General features: G+C 71.5%; 14 protein-coding genes. All 14 read right to left on the minus strand.

The features are described 5' to 3' along the window. Positions 1-105: 105 nt before the first annotated feature. Positions 106-921, minus strand: coding sequence for a F0F1 ATP synthase subunit delta (locus ACIOFR_RS12470; protein ID WP_400995490.1), 816 nt, complete (start codon positions 919-921; stop codon positions 106-108). Further along, the gene (locus tag ACIOFR_RS12475) at positions 918-1,472 is read right to left on the minus strand and encodes a F0F1 ATP synthase subunit B (RefSeq protein WP_400995493.1); all 555 of its coding nucleotides are present in this window, start codon (positions 1,470-1,472) and stop codon (positions 918-920) included. The genes ACIOFR_RS12470 and ACIOFR_RS12475 overlap by 4 nt, the downstream gene beginning before the upstream one ends. A gap of 35 nt (positions 1,473-1,507) precedes the next feature. Beyond that, entirely contained in the window at positions 1,508-1,744 is a 237-nt protein-coding gene (gene atpE, locus ACIOFR_RS12480) for an ATP synthase F0 subunit C (RefSeq protein WP_030282059.1), read from the minus strand. A gap of 83 nt (positions 1,745-1,827) precedes the next feature. Further along, entirely contained in the window at positions 1,828-2,658 is an 831-nt protein-coding gene (gene atpB / locus ACIOFR_RS12485) for a F0F1 ATP synthase subunit A (RefSeq protein ID WP_400995495.1), read from the minus strand. Between the two features lie 279 nt (positions 2,659-2,937). Beyond that, a complete protein-coding gene (locus tag ACIOFR_RS12490) occupies positions 2,938-3,372 on the minus strand; it encodes a hypothetical protein (RefSeq protein ID WP_400995498.1) in 435 nt (144 codons plus the stop codon). Positions 3,373-3,661: 289 nt separating this feature from the next. Beyond that, positions 3,662-4,993, minus strand: coding sequence for an MraY family glycosyltransferase (locus tag ACIOFR_RS12495; protein ID WP_400995500.1), 1,332 nt, complete (start codon positions 4,991-4,993; stop codon positions 3,662-3,664). Between the two features lie 173 nt (positions 4,994-5,166). Further along, entirely contained in the window at positions 5,167-6,447 is a 1,281-nt protein-coding gene (gene glyA, locus ACIOFR_RS12500) for a serine hydroxymethyltransferase (protein WP_400995503.1), read from the minus strand. Positions 6,448-6,649: 202 nt separating this feature from the next. Continuing rightward, a complete protein-coding gene (locus tag ACIOFR_RS12505; RefSeq protein WP_400995846.1) occupies positions 6,650-7,291 on the minus strand; it encodes a protein-tyrosine-phosphatase in 642 nt (213 codons plus the stop codon). 35 nt (positions 7,292-7,326) lie between these two features. Further along, positions 7,327-7,974 carry an L-threonylcarbamoyladenylate synthase gene (locus tag ACIOFR_RS12510; protein WP_400995506.1) on the minus strand — a complete coding sequence of 216 codons (648 nt, stop codon included), beginning with the start codon at positions 7,972-7,974 and terminating at the stop codon, positions 7,327-7,329. Positions 7,975-8,146: 172 nt separating this feature from the next. After that, positions 8,147-9,013, minus strand: a complete 867-nt coding sequence (gene prmC / locus ACIOFR_RS12515; protein ID WP_400995509.1) for a peptide chain release factor N(5)-glutamine methyltransferase — start codon at positions 9,011-9,013, stop codon at positions 8,147-8,149. A 38-nt stretch (positions 9,014-9,051) separates the two neighbouring features. Continuing rightward, entirely contained in the window at positions 9,052-10,128 is a 1,077-nt protein-coding gene (prfA, locus tag ACIOFR_RS12520; RefSeq protein WP_400995511.1) for a peptide chain release factor 1, read from the minus strand. 125 nt (positions 10,129-10,253) lie between these two features. Further along, positions 10,254-10,478, minus strand: a complete 225-nt coding sequence (gene rpmE / locus ACIOFR_RS12525) for a 50S ribosomal protein L31 (protein WP_363638586.1) — start codon at positions 10,476-10,478, stop codon at positions 10,254-10,256. Between the two features lie 130 nt (positions 10,479-10,608). Then, on the minus strand, positions 10,609-11,916 hold the full coding sequence (locus ACIOFR_RS12530) for an LCP family protein (RefSeq protein WP_400995515.1): 1,308 nt from the start codon (positions 11,914-11,916) through the stop codon (positions 10,609-10,611). 192 nt (positions 11,917-12,108) lie between these two features. Then, entirely contained in the window at positions 12,109-14,226 is a 2,118-nt protein-coding gene (gene rho / locus ACIOFR_RS12535; RefSeq protein ID WP_400995518.1) for a transcription termination factor Rho, read from the minus strand. Between the last annotated feature and the right edge of the window lie 530 nt (positions 14,227-14,756).

Genomic DNA, 14,756 nt, shown 5'->3' on the forward strand with positions numbered 1-14,756 from the left:
AAGTACTCGACTCTCGGCCGGGTCAGGTGAACCGGCCGTACGTTTTGCCGGCCCACCCTGAGTGGGACCGACGCCCGACCGAGGGTCGGATGATGCTTGGTGTGATCAGCCTTCGAGGACCTGGCGAGCGCCCTCAAGGCGGCTCGACACGGTGCCGTCGATGATCTCGTCACCGATCTGCACCCGGACACCGCCACGGACCTCGGGGTCGATGTCGATGTTCAGGTGCACCTGGCGGCCGTACAGCCCGGCCAGAGCAGCGGCGAGCCGCTCCTTCTGGACGTCCGACAGCGGGACGGCGGTGGTGACCAGGGCCACCACCCGTCCGCGACGGGCCGCAGCGAGCTTGGAGTAGGACTCCAGGCCCTGCTCAAGGCTACGTCCACGGGGGTTGGTGACCAGGGCGGTGACCAGGCGGACGGTGCCCGCGTTGGCCTTGCCGCCGAGCAGCTTCTTGATCAGCTCCGCCTTGGCGGCGGTGCCGGCCTTCGGCTCGGTCAGGGCGGAGCGCAGCTCGTGCGAGCCGCTCACCACCCGGCCGAACCGGAACAGCTCGTCCTCGACGTCGTCGAGCGTGCCGGCCCGGTCGGCGGCGATGATCTCGGCCAGGGCCGAGAGCTCCTCCACCGAGTCGACCAGGTCACGGGCGCCCGACCAGCGGGAGCGGACCAGGCCGGAGACCAGGTCGACGGTCTCGCCGGAGACCTGACCGGACAGCAGCGAGGCGACCAGCTGGGCCTTGTCCTGACCGGACCGCGAGGGGTCGGTCAGCACGCGGCGCAGCGACACCTCGCGGTCCAGCAGGACCGTGACGGCGGTGAGCTCCTCGGCGAGCTTGGCCGCGTCCACCGAGGTGTTGTCGGTCAGGCTCTGCAGGTTCTCCCGGCCGGCGGCCAGGGCCTCACGGCTGGCGCCGATCACTTGGAACCCGCCGAGGCCGCGGCCTTGCTCTCCAGGTCGTCCAGGAAGCGGTCGATGACGCCGCTCTGGCGGGCGCTGTCCTCCAGGGACTCACCGACGATGCGGGAGGCCAGCTGGGAGGCCAGCGAGCCGACGTCCTGCCGCAGTGCGGCGGTCGCCTGCTTCTTGTCCGCCTCGATCTGGGCGTGGCCCGCCGCGACGATGGCCTCGCGCTGACGCTGGCCCTCCTCGCGCATCTCGGCGATCAGGGCCGCACCCTGCTCACGGGCGTGCTCGGTGATGCGAGCGGCCTCGTGACGCGCCTCGGCGAGCTCGGCACGGTACTGCTCCAGCAGGGCCTGGGCCTCGGCCTGCGCGGCCTCGGCACGCTCCATGCCGCCCTCGATGGCGTCACGGCGCTCCGTCAGCACCTTCTCGATGCTGGGGAGGAGCTTCTTGCCGAGGATGCCGAAGACGACGAAGAAGCAGATCAGGCCGATAATGACCTCGGGCCACGCCGGGAGAAGAGGGTTCATCTTCTCCTCCGCCGCGAGGGCGAAACCGGGGTTCATATCAGAACCTTTCGTCGAAACGGGCTACGAGGGAATTACTTGTTGCCGAACACGAACGGCATGACGATGCCGATGAGCGCGAGCGCCTCGGTCAGCGCGAAGCCGATGAACATGTTCGAGCGGATGAGACCGGCGGCCTCGGGCTGGCGGGCCATGGCCTGCACACCGTTGCCGAAGATCAGACCAACACCGATGCCGGGGCCGATCGCCGCGAGGCCGTAGCCGATGGAAGCGACGGAACCGTAGACAGTGCCCTCAGCGAGGATGCTCATGGAAGTGTCCTTATGCGGGGTGGTGAACCGGTGGTGGTTGGCCACCGGGCGTTCGTGGGGTGGAGCGGTTCGCTACAGCGGACTCAGTGGGCTTCTTCGAGCGCACCGGCGATGTAGCTGCTGGCCAGCATCACGAAGATGTAGGCCTGCAGGAACTGGACCAGCAGCTCGAAGGCGGTGAGGCCGAGGGCCACCACGAAGGAGGCGCTGCCGTAGAGCGCGCCGAGGCTCGGGCTGAGCAGGTACCAGGAGGCGATGGAGAACATCACGATCAGCAGGTGGCCGGCGAACATGTTCGCGAAGGCTCGGACCGCGAGCGTGAAGGGGCGCACGAAGATGTTCGAGAAGAACTCGATCGGCACCAGGATGAACATGACCCAGCCGGGGATGCCCGACGGCCAGCAGAGGTTCTTCATGCCGCCGACGAAGCCGTGCTTCTTGAAGGTCAGGCTCATGTAGGTGAGCCAGACGATGCCCGCGAGGCCGGCCGGGAACGCGATCGCCGCCGTCACCGGGAACTGGGCGAAGGGGATGATCGACATGATGTTCATCAGCCAGATGACGAAGAACATCGAGACCAGCATCGGGACGTACTTCTCGCCCTTCTTGCCGATCGTCTCCATCACGATGCTGCGCTTGACGAAGTCGTAGCCGATCTCACCGACCAGCTGCAGCTTGCCGGGCACGAGCCGGGGCTTGGCGAAGGCGGACCAGAAGAAGAGGACCACGAGCACCGCGACGACCATCGACAGCAGCATCGGCTTGTTGAACTCGATGCTGCCGATCGTGAAGATCGGCTCGAACTGGAACTCGTTCAGGCCGGGAGCGGGGAAGCCGCAGCCAGGGTCACTGAAGTGGCAGCTCCCAGAGGCGAGCAACGTGAGTTCAGTACCCACCACGGACTCCTTCGTCATGACGCATGGTTACGGCAACCTCGGTGTGTCGGCGTGGCCTGCGGCCACGGAGCGGCACTGGAACTTGTTGGGAATCTCGCTGACCCCAGGCGGCCTCGTTCACGGCCGCGGAATCTTCGAAGACTGGGCGGAATCGGGGGGCGATGCGTCCGAGCGGTATGCCTTCGCCGCTTGGAGGGACCAGGCCGCATCCCGTACTCCGGTGTCGCGTCGGACGATAGCAGCCCATCAGGAGGGCATAAACACCGCCCCCCTCGCGCGGGGGACAGCCGGCACTCGTCACTGTTGACGCTCCGACTTGGAGTCCTTGCGTTCGGACTCGTCGGACTGCACGTAGTAGATCTTGGCCTTCACGGCGCCGCGCACCTGGAAACCCGTCCAGATCAGAGCGCAGCCGAGCAACGTGAAGCCGAAGACCTTGGTGTCGAACAGGGTGGTGTTCTTGAACACCGCGAGAACGATCCCGACCAGCAGGATCTGCGTGGTGTACACCAGCAGCGCCGCGGCCATCAGAATGTGCGGATTGTTCCTGGTCAGCCGGTCGAGCGCGACCTGGCCGAAACTGAAGAACGCCATCACCAGCAGCGTTGCGAACAGTGCGCCGAGCAAGCCCTTGGCCCCCACGAGGGCGGTGGAGATCGCGATGGCGACCACTCCGGCGACCGCAGTGGGGATTGCGGCGCCACGGAGGATCCGGGCGTCGTGGGACGGCATGTCGGCAGCTCCGGCGGCATGTCGGTGTGACGGGGGACGGGCACGGGGTGCGCGGCGGTGACGCCGCTCCCGAGAACCTCAGCCGTGGGACGACCGCTCGGCGGCCGACCCGTCGAGGGAGACCGACCGGGGACGGAAGTCCTCCACCTGTCAGGTCTTTCGGCGTGTTCTCGGTACTCGTGAACGGTATCACAAACTATTTGATGAGAGCTTTACCATGAACGTGTGGTACCTGTCACACCAGCGGTCCAACCGTGCCGCCTTGCGGGCGTGTCGACTTGACGACGCGTCAGCCGCGCGGCTCGGAGTGCGAGCCGACCGCGGTGGCCCCGGTCCCGAGGCGCCCGAGCAGCTCCTTGTCGTCCGCGGACAGCTCCGACAGGGCCGGCTCCGGCTGCGCGGCGTCCGGGGCGCCCTGCGCGGCCGCCGCCGGCCGGGCCGCGGCCCCGTGCGGCTCCTTGCGGTAGCGCGGCGGGACGAAGGCCTGCACGGCCCGCGGCGCGTGCGGACGGAACCGCGGCATCAGCAGCACCACCAGGCCGACCAGGCAGAGCCCGGCGAGCGCCAGCACGACCGTGCGGCCGGTGTTGGTGACCGAGAAGGCGACCGTGCCGAACGCGATCAGGGCGGCCCAGAAGTACATGATCAGGACGGCCCGGCTGTGCGAGTGGCCGACCTCCAGCAGGCGGTGGTGCAGGTGCTGCTTGTCGGCCGCGAACGGCGACTTCCCGGCCCAGGTCCGGCGGACCACCGCCAGCAGCAGGTCGGCCAGCGGCAGCGCGATCACCGTCAGCGGCAGCAGCAGCGGGATGTAGGTCGGCACCAGGGCGTGCACGGTGGCGGTCTGCGAACCGGTCTGCGCGGTGACCAGGTCGGGGTCGACCCGGCCGGTGATGGAGATCGCGGCGACCGCGAGCATCAGGCCGAGCATCATCGAGCCGGAGTCGCCCATGAAGATCCGCGCCGGGTGCAGGTTGTGCGGCAGGAAGCCCAGGCACATCCCGATCAGGATGGCGCTGAACAGCACGGCGGGAGCGGCGTCGTTGATCCCGTAGCCGTACCAGAGGCGGTACGAGTACAGGAAGAAGGCGCCGGCGGCGATGCAGACCATGCCGGCGGCCAGGCCGTCCAGGCCGTCGATGAAGTTCACCGCGTTGACCATGACGACCACCAGGGTGACCGAGATGATCATGCCCTGGGTGGGGGTGACCGCGACCGAGCCGACCCCGGGCACCGGGATGGAGATCACCGTGATGCCCTGCCAGACCATGACGCCGGCGGCGATCATCTGGCCGCCGAGCTTCACCAGGGCGTCGACGCCCCACTTGTCGTCCAGCACGCCCAGGATCCACATGATCCCGGCACCGGAGAGCAGCGCCTTCACGTCGGCGCTCTGGATGAACAGACGGCCGAGGTGGGTCAGTTGGGAGGCCACCAGCAGGCCGGCGCACAGGCCGCCGAACATCGCGATGCCGCCCAGCCGGGGTGTCGGCTCCCGGTGCACGTCCCGGGCCCGTACCGGCGGCATGGCGCCCGCCAGGATGGCGAACTTCCGGACCGGGCCGGTCAGCAGGTAGGTCACGGCCGCCGAGACGAACAGGACCAGCAGATACTCACGCACCACTGGCCTCCTGGTTCACGGTCCGGTTGAGTACGGAGCGTACTCCGCCGCCCTGCCGGGGCGTGCTGGTTCGGGGTTCGGGGTGCGTCGCCACGGTGCACACCTTATTGAGTCGGACGCGCCGGGTGTGCATCGCGGTTCTCCTTGGCCGGCGACCGGCTCCCCCCGCGGGGCTACCGGCGGCCCGCGAAGGAGCGCGCGAGCTCCTGGACGCGCCCGCGGATCCGGGCGTCCGCGCCGCCCTCCAGCACCTGCCCGATCAGCGCGCCGACCTCGGCCATCTCGGCCGGGCCCATGCCCTGTGCGGCCGACGCCCCGGTACCGAGCCGGACCCCGGAGGCCTCGGAGGGGGGCGCGGGGTCGAACGGGAGGGCGCACTTGCCGAGCATCAGTCCGGCCCCGGCGCAGCGCCGCTCCGCCTCCGCACCGGACAGTCCGAAGGCGCTGATGTCGGCGGTGACCAGGTGGGTGTCGGTGCCACCGGTCAGCGGACGCGCGCCGGACTCCGCCAGTGACCGCGCCAGCGAGCGCGCGCCCTCCACCGCGCGCCCGATGTAGGTCGCGAACTCCGGCGTGCCCGCCTCCAGCAGGGCGACCGCCTTGCCCGCCACCTCGTTCATCGCCGCGCCGCCCTGGGTGAAGGGGAACACCGCCCGGTCGACCCGGTCGGCCAGCTCGGAGGTGCACAGCAGCAGGCCGCCGCGCGGCCCCCGGAGCAGCTTGTGGGTGGCGGCCACGGTCACGTCGGCGTACGGCACCGGGGAGGGCGCGGCGCCCGCCGCGACCAGGCCGATGGTCTGCGCGGCCGAGGCGATCAGGTAGGCGCCCACCTCGTCGGCGATCTCCCGGAAGGCGGCCCAGTCCAGGTGGCGCGGGTGCGAGATGCCGCCGGCGATGATCGCCTTCGGCCGGTGCGTCCGGGCCAGTGCCCGCACCTGGTCGAGGTCGATCAGCCCGTCCCGCTCACGGACGCCGTAGCCGACGAACTCGAACCAGCGGCCGGAGAAGTTCGCCCGGGAGCCCGCGCTCAGGTGTCCGCCGTGCTGCAGCGACATCGACAGCACCACGTCGCCGGGCCGCAGCAGGGCCGCATAGGCCGCGAGCATCGCCGAAGTGGCCGACCGGGGCTGGACGTTGGCGTGCGGGGCGGTGAACAGCGCTCGTGCCCGGTCGACCGCCAGCAGCTCGACGGTGTCGGCCGGCGCGCAGCCGGTGTGGTGGCGACGGCCCGGGTAGCCCTCGGCGTACTTGTCGATCAGTGGGCCGCCGAGGGCCGCCAGCACGGCCGGGCTGGTGAGGTTCTCGCCGGCCAGCAGTTGCAGGCTGTCGGCCCGCCGCTCGTCCTCGGCCGAGAGAAGGTCGGCGACCAGCGGGTCCGCCTGCCGCAGCGCCTGCGCGGCCTCCCAGTGACGTCCTGTGTCGGTGAAGCCGTGCACGGCATCGGTGACGGTCATGGCGGGCTCCTGGGCAGCGGAGGGCTGGGTGAGTCCAGCGTAGGACCGCACCCCGCTCCGGGCCCGTCCGCGCGCGCCCGGGTACGCCCGTCAGGGCGCCGCCACCACCCGAGCACCCGATGGGCACACTTCGATCACAGCACCTCCGGGCATTCTCCCCAACCGGGGGCCCGCGGCGGACGCCGGCCGCGGACGCACCGGCTCACTGACCGCCGGGCACGCCCGTCAGCGCGGTCACCACCGGGTCCAGCGCGTCGAATATCTCCTCACCGCAGTTGCGGAACATGCCGATCGGAGCCCCGTACGGATCGTTCACCTCGTCGAACTCCGGCGAGGCCGCCAGCAGCCAGCCGCGCAGCGCGGCCGCCGAACGCACCAGGGCCCTGGCCCGGTCGGTCAGCCGCGCGTCGACGCCCGCGTGCGGCAGGGTGCCGGGGTCCACCCGGCGGACCAGCCGGGTGAACTCCTTGAGCGTGAAGGTCCGCAGCCCGGCCGAGTGCCCCATCGAGATGACCTGCGCCCGGTGGTCCAGGGTCGCGGTCAGCACCAGGTCGGCGTCGATGACGTGCTCGTCCAGCAACTCGCGCCCGGCGAAGCCGGCGCTGTCCGCACCGTACTCACCGAGCACCGTGGCCGCGTGCGCCTCCATCGGCGCACCCTCGTGGCCCCAGGTGCCGGCGCTCTCCACGACGATCCGCCCGGCGGCCACCGGGCCGAGCCGGGTGTCCAGCTCCAGCCGGGTCAGCCGCTCGGCGATCGGCGAGCGGCAGATGTTGCCGGTGCAGACGAAGAGGATCCGGAACGTGTCGAGCGGACGGGGCACCACGGCCAGCGAGGAAGGTATGCCGGGGTCCGCACCGTGCACAGAGGCGGCGGCTGTCAACTGCCGGCCTCCAGGTCCGGAACGACCTCCCTCAGCTGCTCGACGCTGATCGCGCCCGCCCGCAGCACCACCGGCACCTTGCCGGTGACGTCCACGATGGTGGAGGCCATCGCGTGGTCGGCCTGGCCGCCGTCGAGGTAGACCGCGATCGACTCGCCCAGCTGCCCCTCCGCCTCGTCACAGGTGGACGGCGAGGGGCCGCCGGTCCGGTTGGCGCTGGACACCGCCAGCGGACCGGTGGCGTTCAGCAGCTCGATGGCGACCGGGTGCAGCGGCATCCGGACGGCGACGGTCCCCCGGGTGTCCCCCAGGTCCCAGCGCAGCGACGGCTGGTGCTTGGCGACGAGCGTGAGGCCGCCCGGCCAGAACGCGTCGACCAGTTCCCAGGCCTGCTCGGAGAAGTCGGTGACCAGCCCGTGCAGCGTGGTCGGCGAGCCGACCAGCACCGGCGACGGCATGTTCCGGCCGCGGCCCTTCGCGGCGAGCAGCGCACCCACCGCGTCCGGGGAGAACGCGTCGGCGCCGACCCCGTACAGGGTGTCGGTCGGCAGCACCACGAGCTCGCCGCGGCGGATCGCCGAGGCGGCCTCACGCAGACCGGTCGCCCGGTCCCCGGCATCGGCGCAGTCATAACGGCGGCTCATCGGTGCGGTCCCCTTCCGAGATGGCTCAAGCTGGTCGGTGCTGCCCGGCGGCCCGCGACGGCGCCGGTCGGTGCTGCCCGGCGGCCCGCGACGGCGCCGGTCGTGCTGTCGTGCGGTGGGCGGTGGCGCCTCACAACGACGCCCTCCGGGCGGTCGTGCCGTACCCGATGCTTCACAACGACGCCCTCCGGGCGGTCGTGAAGCGCGGCCGGTGGTTCAGGTCGCGGTGGTCGGCGGCGTCCGTCCAGCCGCTCTCCTCCTTGAAGATCCACGGGACCTGGCCGCCCTGGGTGTCGGCGTGCTCGATGACCACCGCGCCGCCGGGCCGCAGCAGCCGGGCCGCGACGCGTTCGATGCCGCGGATGGTGTCCAGGCCGTCCTCACCGGAGAACAGGGACATCTGCGGGTCGTGGTCGCGGGCCTCGGGCGCGACGTACTCCCACTCGGTGAGCGGGATGTACGGCGGGTTGCTGATCACCAGGTCGAAGCGGCCGTCCCAGGAGCGGTCGTCCGCGAAGGCCCGGGTGGCGTCCCCCGCGTGCAGGGTGATCCGGCCGCGGTCGGGGCTGGCGGCGATGTTGCGCCGGGTGTACTCCAGGGCACCCTCGTCGAGTTCGAAGGCGTGCACGGTGGAGCGCGGCAGTTCCTGGGCCAGCGCCAGCGCGATCGCGCCGGAGCCGCTGCACAGGTCGACCACCAGCGGCTCGGCGACGTCCATGTCGCGCACCGCGTCTATGGCCCACTCGACCACGGTCTCGGTCTCCGGGCGGGGCACGAAGACGCCGGGGCCGACCTCCAGCTCCAGGTAGCGGAAGAAGGCCCGCCCGGTGATGTGCTGGAGCGGTTCACGCGCCTCGCGGCGGGACACCGCCTCCCAGTAGCGCGCGTCGAAGTCGCCGTCCGGCACGGTGTGCAGCTGGCTGCGCTTGACGTTGTGGATGTACGCAGCCAGCTCCTCCGCGTCGAAGCGCGGCGACGGCACGCCGGCCGCAGCCAACCGCTGGGTGGCCTGGGCCACCTCGGCGAGCAGCAGGTTCATCCGTACACACCCCTGATTTGTGGGCTCGGGCTCGGTGCTCAGTGCTCCTGCGCGGCGGCCAGCTTGGCGGCGGCATCGGCGTCCACGCAGGACTGGATGACCGCGTTCAGGTCGCCGTCGAGGACCTGGTCCAGGTTGTAGGACTTGAAGCCGGTCCGGTGGTCCGAGAGGCGGTTCTCCGGGTAGTTGTACGTCCGGATCCGCTCCGAGCGGTCCACCGTGCGGACCTGGCTGCGACGCGCGTCCGAGGCCTCCTGCTCGGCGGCCTCCTGCGCGGCGGCCAGCAACCGCGAGCGCAGGATGCGCATCGCCTGCTCCTTGTTCTGCAGCTGGCTCTTCTCGTTCTGGCAGGACGCCACGATACCGGTCGGCAGGTGGGTGATCCGGACCGCCGAGTCGGTGGTGTTGACCGACTGGCCGCCGGGGCCGGACGAGCGGTAGACGTCGATCCGCAGGTCGTTGGCGACGATCTCGACCTCGACCTCCTCGGCCTCGGGGGTGACCAGCACACCCGCCGCCGAGGTGTGGATCCGGCCCTGGGACTCGGTGGCCGGCACCCGCTGCACGCGGTGCACGCCGCCCTCGTACTTCAGCCGGGCCCAGACGCCCTGGCCGGGCTCGGTGGTGCCGCGGGTCTTCACGGCGACCGAGACGTCCTTGTAGCCGCCGAGGTCGGACTCGTTGGCGTCGATCAGCTCGGTCTTCCAGCCCACCCGCTCGGCGAAGCGCAGGTACATCCGCAGCAGGTCGCCGGCGAACAGCGCGGACTCCTCGCCGCCCTCGCCGGCCTTGACCTCCAGGATGACGTCCTTGTCGTCGTTGGGGTCGCGGGGCACCAGCAGCAGCCGCAACTCCTCGGTCAGCTCGTCCCGGTGGGCCTCGGAGGCCTTCACCTCGGCGATGAAGTCCGGGTCCTCGGCGGCCAGCTCACGGGCGGCCTCGATGTCCTCGCCGGCCGCGCGCCAGGCGCGGTAGGTGGCGGTGATCGGGGTCAGCTCGGCGTAGCGCTTGGCGAGCTTGCGGGCGTTGGCCTGGTCGGCGTGGACCGACGGATCGGCCAGCCGCTTCTCGAGGTCGGCGTGCTCGGTGAGGAGCTCTTCGACTGCCTCGAACATGGGGTGGGCCTACTTCCCGTGAGAGCTGGTGGTGCGGGGGGCGAAGGGCGCAGGGACGCGAACGGCGCCGGCCCCAGCGCCCCCACCGTACGACGGGGACGCTGGAGACCGGCGCCGAGGAAGCGCTAGGCCTGGGTGGTGCTGTGCTTCTTGCCGAAGCGGGCCTCGAAGCGGGCCACGCGGCCACCGGTGTCGAGGATCTTCTGCTTGCCCGTGTAGAACGGGTGGCACTGCGAGCAAACCTCGGCGCGGATCTCGCCACTGGTCTCGGTCGAGCGGGTCGTGAACTCGGCGCCGCAGGTGCAGGTCACCTTGGTGAGCACGTACTCGGGGTGAACGTTGGGCTTCAAGGGATTCTCCTAGGTTTCGGGAGGGCACCGGGTCGACAGCGGGAGCTGCACGTGAACCGGGACCGACGGACCAGTGTGCCAGCACTGACCGCTTCTTCCCAAACCGGGGAGGTTCCACGGATATTCCGGGCTACCCGGCGGCCCGGCCTGCGGTCGCCGCCGTGGGGCCGTACGGCGCCGTGCCCGGGGCGGCGGGGCTGCGCACGGCCGGGGCGCTGGTGGAGGCGCCCGTGGAGGCGCCGGTGGGCGTGCGGGTCGGCGTACGCGCCGTGGAGGCGCTGGGGCTGCTGGTGACGCTCGCGGGCACCGGCTGGTCGGCCCGCAGGGCGGCCCAGAGCTGGTCCGACTCCGGGTGCCGGGGCACGACCCGGTTGGCGTCGCTGAGGGCGGTGCCGACCGGGAGGGTGACCATCGTCATCTGGTCCGGGCCGATCGGTCTCAGCGTGTCCACCAGACCGACCAGGGAGTTCACCGAGGCCAGGTCGGAGTCGGTGGTGACGCTCCTGGTGAGCTTGTCGGCGGTGGCCCACAGCTTGGCCGGGTTGGTGGTCAGCCCGGCGCCCCCCACCTGCGTCATGATCGACTTCACCATCTGCTTCTGCAGCTCTATCCGGCCGAGGTCGCTGCCGTCGCCCACGCCGTGCCGGGTCCGGACGAAGGCGAGGGCCTGGTCGCCGTCCAGGTGGTGGGTGCCGGCCGGCAGTCTCAGGCCGCTGTCCTGGTCGCTGATGGGGACGGCGGTGGTCACGGTGACCCCGCCGATGGTGTCGATCAGGTCGGCGAAGCCGGCGAAGTCGATCTCCACGAAGTGGTCCATCCGCAGGCCGGTCAGCTGCTCGGTGGTCTTCACGGCGCAGGCGGGCCCGCCGACCTCGTAGGCCGAGTTGTACATCGCACTGCGGGCGGCCGGGACGCTCTTGCCGTCCGGCGCGGTGCAGACCGGCCGGGCGACCAGGGTGTCGCGCGGGATGCTCACCACACTCGCGCGGGAGTGGTCCTGGTTGACGTGGACCACCATCGCGGTGTCCGAGCGGGCCGTACCGTCGGTGGCGCCGCCGGCCAGGGCCCCGTTCGCCCCGCCCCGCGAGTCGGAGCCGAGCACCAGCAGGTTGAACGAGCCGTCGGTGGCGGCCGGCGGACGGGCTCCGCCCAGCTCGCCGTCGATGTCGACGCTCCTGATGTTCCCGTTGAGCTTCAGGTACGCGTACCCGGCCGCGCCGGCGGCCAGCAGCACCAGGGCGGTCGCCCCGACGACGAGGTTGCGGGTGAGCCTCCGGCGGCGGCGGGTCCCCGGTGCGGGCCCGGCCTGCGGCCCGGCCGCACCGGACTTCACCAGGTCCACGGGCGCGCCCGGCTTCCCGGCCCCGCCGGGCCCTGCGGGCCCGTCCGCGGGGCGCCCGGGGCGGGGCCGTCCCGCCTCGTCCTTCGGTGCGGCCATCTCGCCTCCTCGTCGCCGGGAGCGACCTCGGTGAGCGACCTCGGTCGCACGGCGCCGGATCCGGTCGAAATGACCGTCATTCCGAGGATAAGCGAATCTGTTACCCCTTTGCCCCGTTCTCAGATACTTCTCAGAGAGCACGGGAGCCCCGGACCGCAGCGCGGTCCGGGGCTCCCGTGGGCCGATACGTCGTCAGTCGCCCGAACCGGGGGTGGTCTTGGCGATCTGCATCAGGAACTCGGCGTTGCTCTTGGTCTGCTTCATCTTGTCCAGCAGCAGCTCGATGGCCTGCTGCGAGTCGAGCGCGTGCAGCACCCGGCGGAGCTTCCAGGTGATCGCCAGCTCGTCGTTGCCGAGCAGGATCTCCTCCTTGCGGGTGCTGGACGCGTCGACGTCCACCGCGGGGAAGATCCGCTTGTCGGAGAGCTTGCGGTCGAGCTTGAGCTCCATGTTGCCGGTGCCCTTGAACTCCTCGAAGACGACCTCGTCGGCCCGGGAGCCGGTCTCCACGAGCGCCGTGGCGAGGATGGTCAGCGAGCCGCCGTTCTCGATGTTGCGCGCGGCACCGAAGAACTTCTTCGGCGGGTAGAGCGCGGTCGAGTCGACACCACCGGACAGGATGCGGCCGGAGGCCGGCGCCGCCAGGTTGTAGGCACGGCCCAGGCGGGTGATCGAGTCGAGCAGGATCACCACGTCGTGGCCCAGCTCCACCAGGCGCTTGGCGCGCTCGATGGCCAGCTCCGCGACCACGGTGTGGTCCTCAGCCGGGCGGTCGAAGGTCGAGGAGATGACCTCGCCCTTCACCGACCGCTGCATGTCGGTGACCTCTTCCGGACGCTCGTCGACCAGGACGACCATCAGGTGGCACTCGGGGTTGTTGTGGGTGATCGCGTTGGCGATCGCCTGCATGATCATCGTCTTGCCGGTCTTCGGCGGGGCGACGATCAGACCGCGCTGGCCCTTACCGATCGGCGACACGAGGTCGATGATGCGGGTGGTCAGCACGCCCGGGTCGGTCTCCAGGCGCAGGCGCTCCTGCGGGTACAGCGGGGTGAGCTTGCCGAACTCGGGACGGCCGCGGCCGCTGTCCGGGTCCATGCCGTTGACGGAGTCCAGCCGCACCAGGGCGTTGAACTTCTCGCGGCGCTCGCCGTCGCGGGGCTGGCGCACCGCACCGGTGATGGCGTCACCCTTGCGCAGGCCGTGCTTGCGGACCTGGGCGAGCGAGACGTAGACGTCGTTCGAGCCCGGCAGGTAGCCGGAGGTCCGGACGAACGCGTAGTTGTCGAGGATGTCCAGGATGCCCGCGACCGGGATCAGGACGTCGTCGTCGCCAACCACCGGCTCCGGGGCACCGGTGCCCTCGAAGCCCTCGCGGCGACGGCCGCGGCGGTCGCGGTAACGGCCCCGACGGCCACGACGGCCGTCACCGAACTCGTCGTCGTCGTACCCGCCGCCCTGCTGCTGGCCGGCCTGCTGCTGCTGGCCGCCCTGACGCGCGGCCTGGCCGCCGTCCTGGGCGCCGCTCTGCTGCTGGCCGCCCTGGCGCTCGGTGCGCTCGGTGCGCTCGGGCCGCTCGGTGCGGTCGCGCTCGCGGCGGTTGCGACGGTCCCGACGGGACTCGCGGGAGTCGCCGTCCTGGGCGTCGGCGGCCTCCGGGCGCTCGGTGCCGCCCTCACGGCGGTCGCGGCGGTCCCGGCGGTCCCGGCGCTCGGTACGGGCCTCGCCGTCGAACGCGCGCGGCTCGGCCTTGGTGTCGGCCTTCGCCTCGGCGACCACGGCACCGGCCTGCTCGGCGGCGGCCTCGGCGGTCGGCGCCCCGGCGGCCGAGGTGGCCCGGCGACGGGTCCGCTCGGTGCGCGCGGGGGCGGTGCTGGTCTCGGCGGCGGCCTGGACCGGGATCTCGATCTGCGGCTGGGCCTCGGCGGCCGGAGCCGCGGCGGCGGCGGCGCGGGTGCGGCGAGCGGGCTTCTCCTCGGCCGCGGGGGCCTCGGCCGGGGCCTCGTCGGCGGCCGGCGCGGCCTTGGCAGCACGCTTGGCAGCCGGCGCGGGCGCGGCGGCGGCAGCGCCGGCGAGCAGCGGGTCACCGCCGCTCTTGTCCTTGATGGCCTCGATCAGCTGGCTCTTGCGCATGCGTCCGGTACCGCTGATTCCAAGAGTCGAGGCGAGCTTCTGAAGCTCGGCCAGGACCAGGCCGTCCAGGCCCGCGGCGGCGCTGCGACGGCGCCGTGCCGGGGCCGCGGGGGCGGCGGCTGCGTCCGACGGCTCTGCGTCCGGGCGCGCGCCCATCAGATCGGTGGTGTCGCTCACTAAGGGTCCTTCCCTGGAGCGGACGTCGGCCTGTCTGGCTCGGCGACCGGTTGTGCTGTCCTGACCAACGTCTGTTCGCGCTGGTCCGAGGCGGGATTCCCCCGAAAGGCTGATCCGATCGGGAGAACTGCGAAGTGCGGTGCACTGTGGTGCGAGATGGCGCGGGCGGGCTCTGTCTGCCGACCCTGCTGCCTGGTGATACCCGGGCCCCCGTCGCGTGCAGGTACCCAGGGCTCCGCCCGTCCGGGCCTCAGTCGGGAGGCTGCGGGTGGGAGTCAGGTGCCTTCACGGCTTCGGGATGCGCCACGGTCGCGCAGGCAGGCTGCGTACGCGCTGTGGTGGACTCCCGGAGAATCGTGGTCCCGCGCTTCCGCAGCTCACCCGGCACGGCTGTCGGGCCGCGCAGGCAGGATGTCGGGATCGGGACGCGTCGCACCGCGCCCCGGAGGGCACCTGGTGCAGCAATGAGGTTAACACTACCGACCCCCTGACACATTCCCCAGCCCTGTCCTTGTCAATCGTGTCCGTCC

This window comes from Kitasatospora sp. NPDC088346 (assembly GCF_044740765.1).
Lineage (GTDB): Bacteria > Actinomycetota > Actinomycetes > Streptomycetales > Streptomycetaceae > Kitasatospora.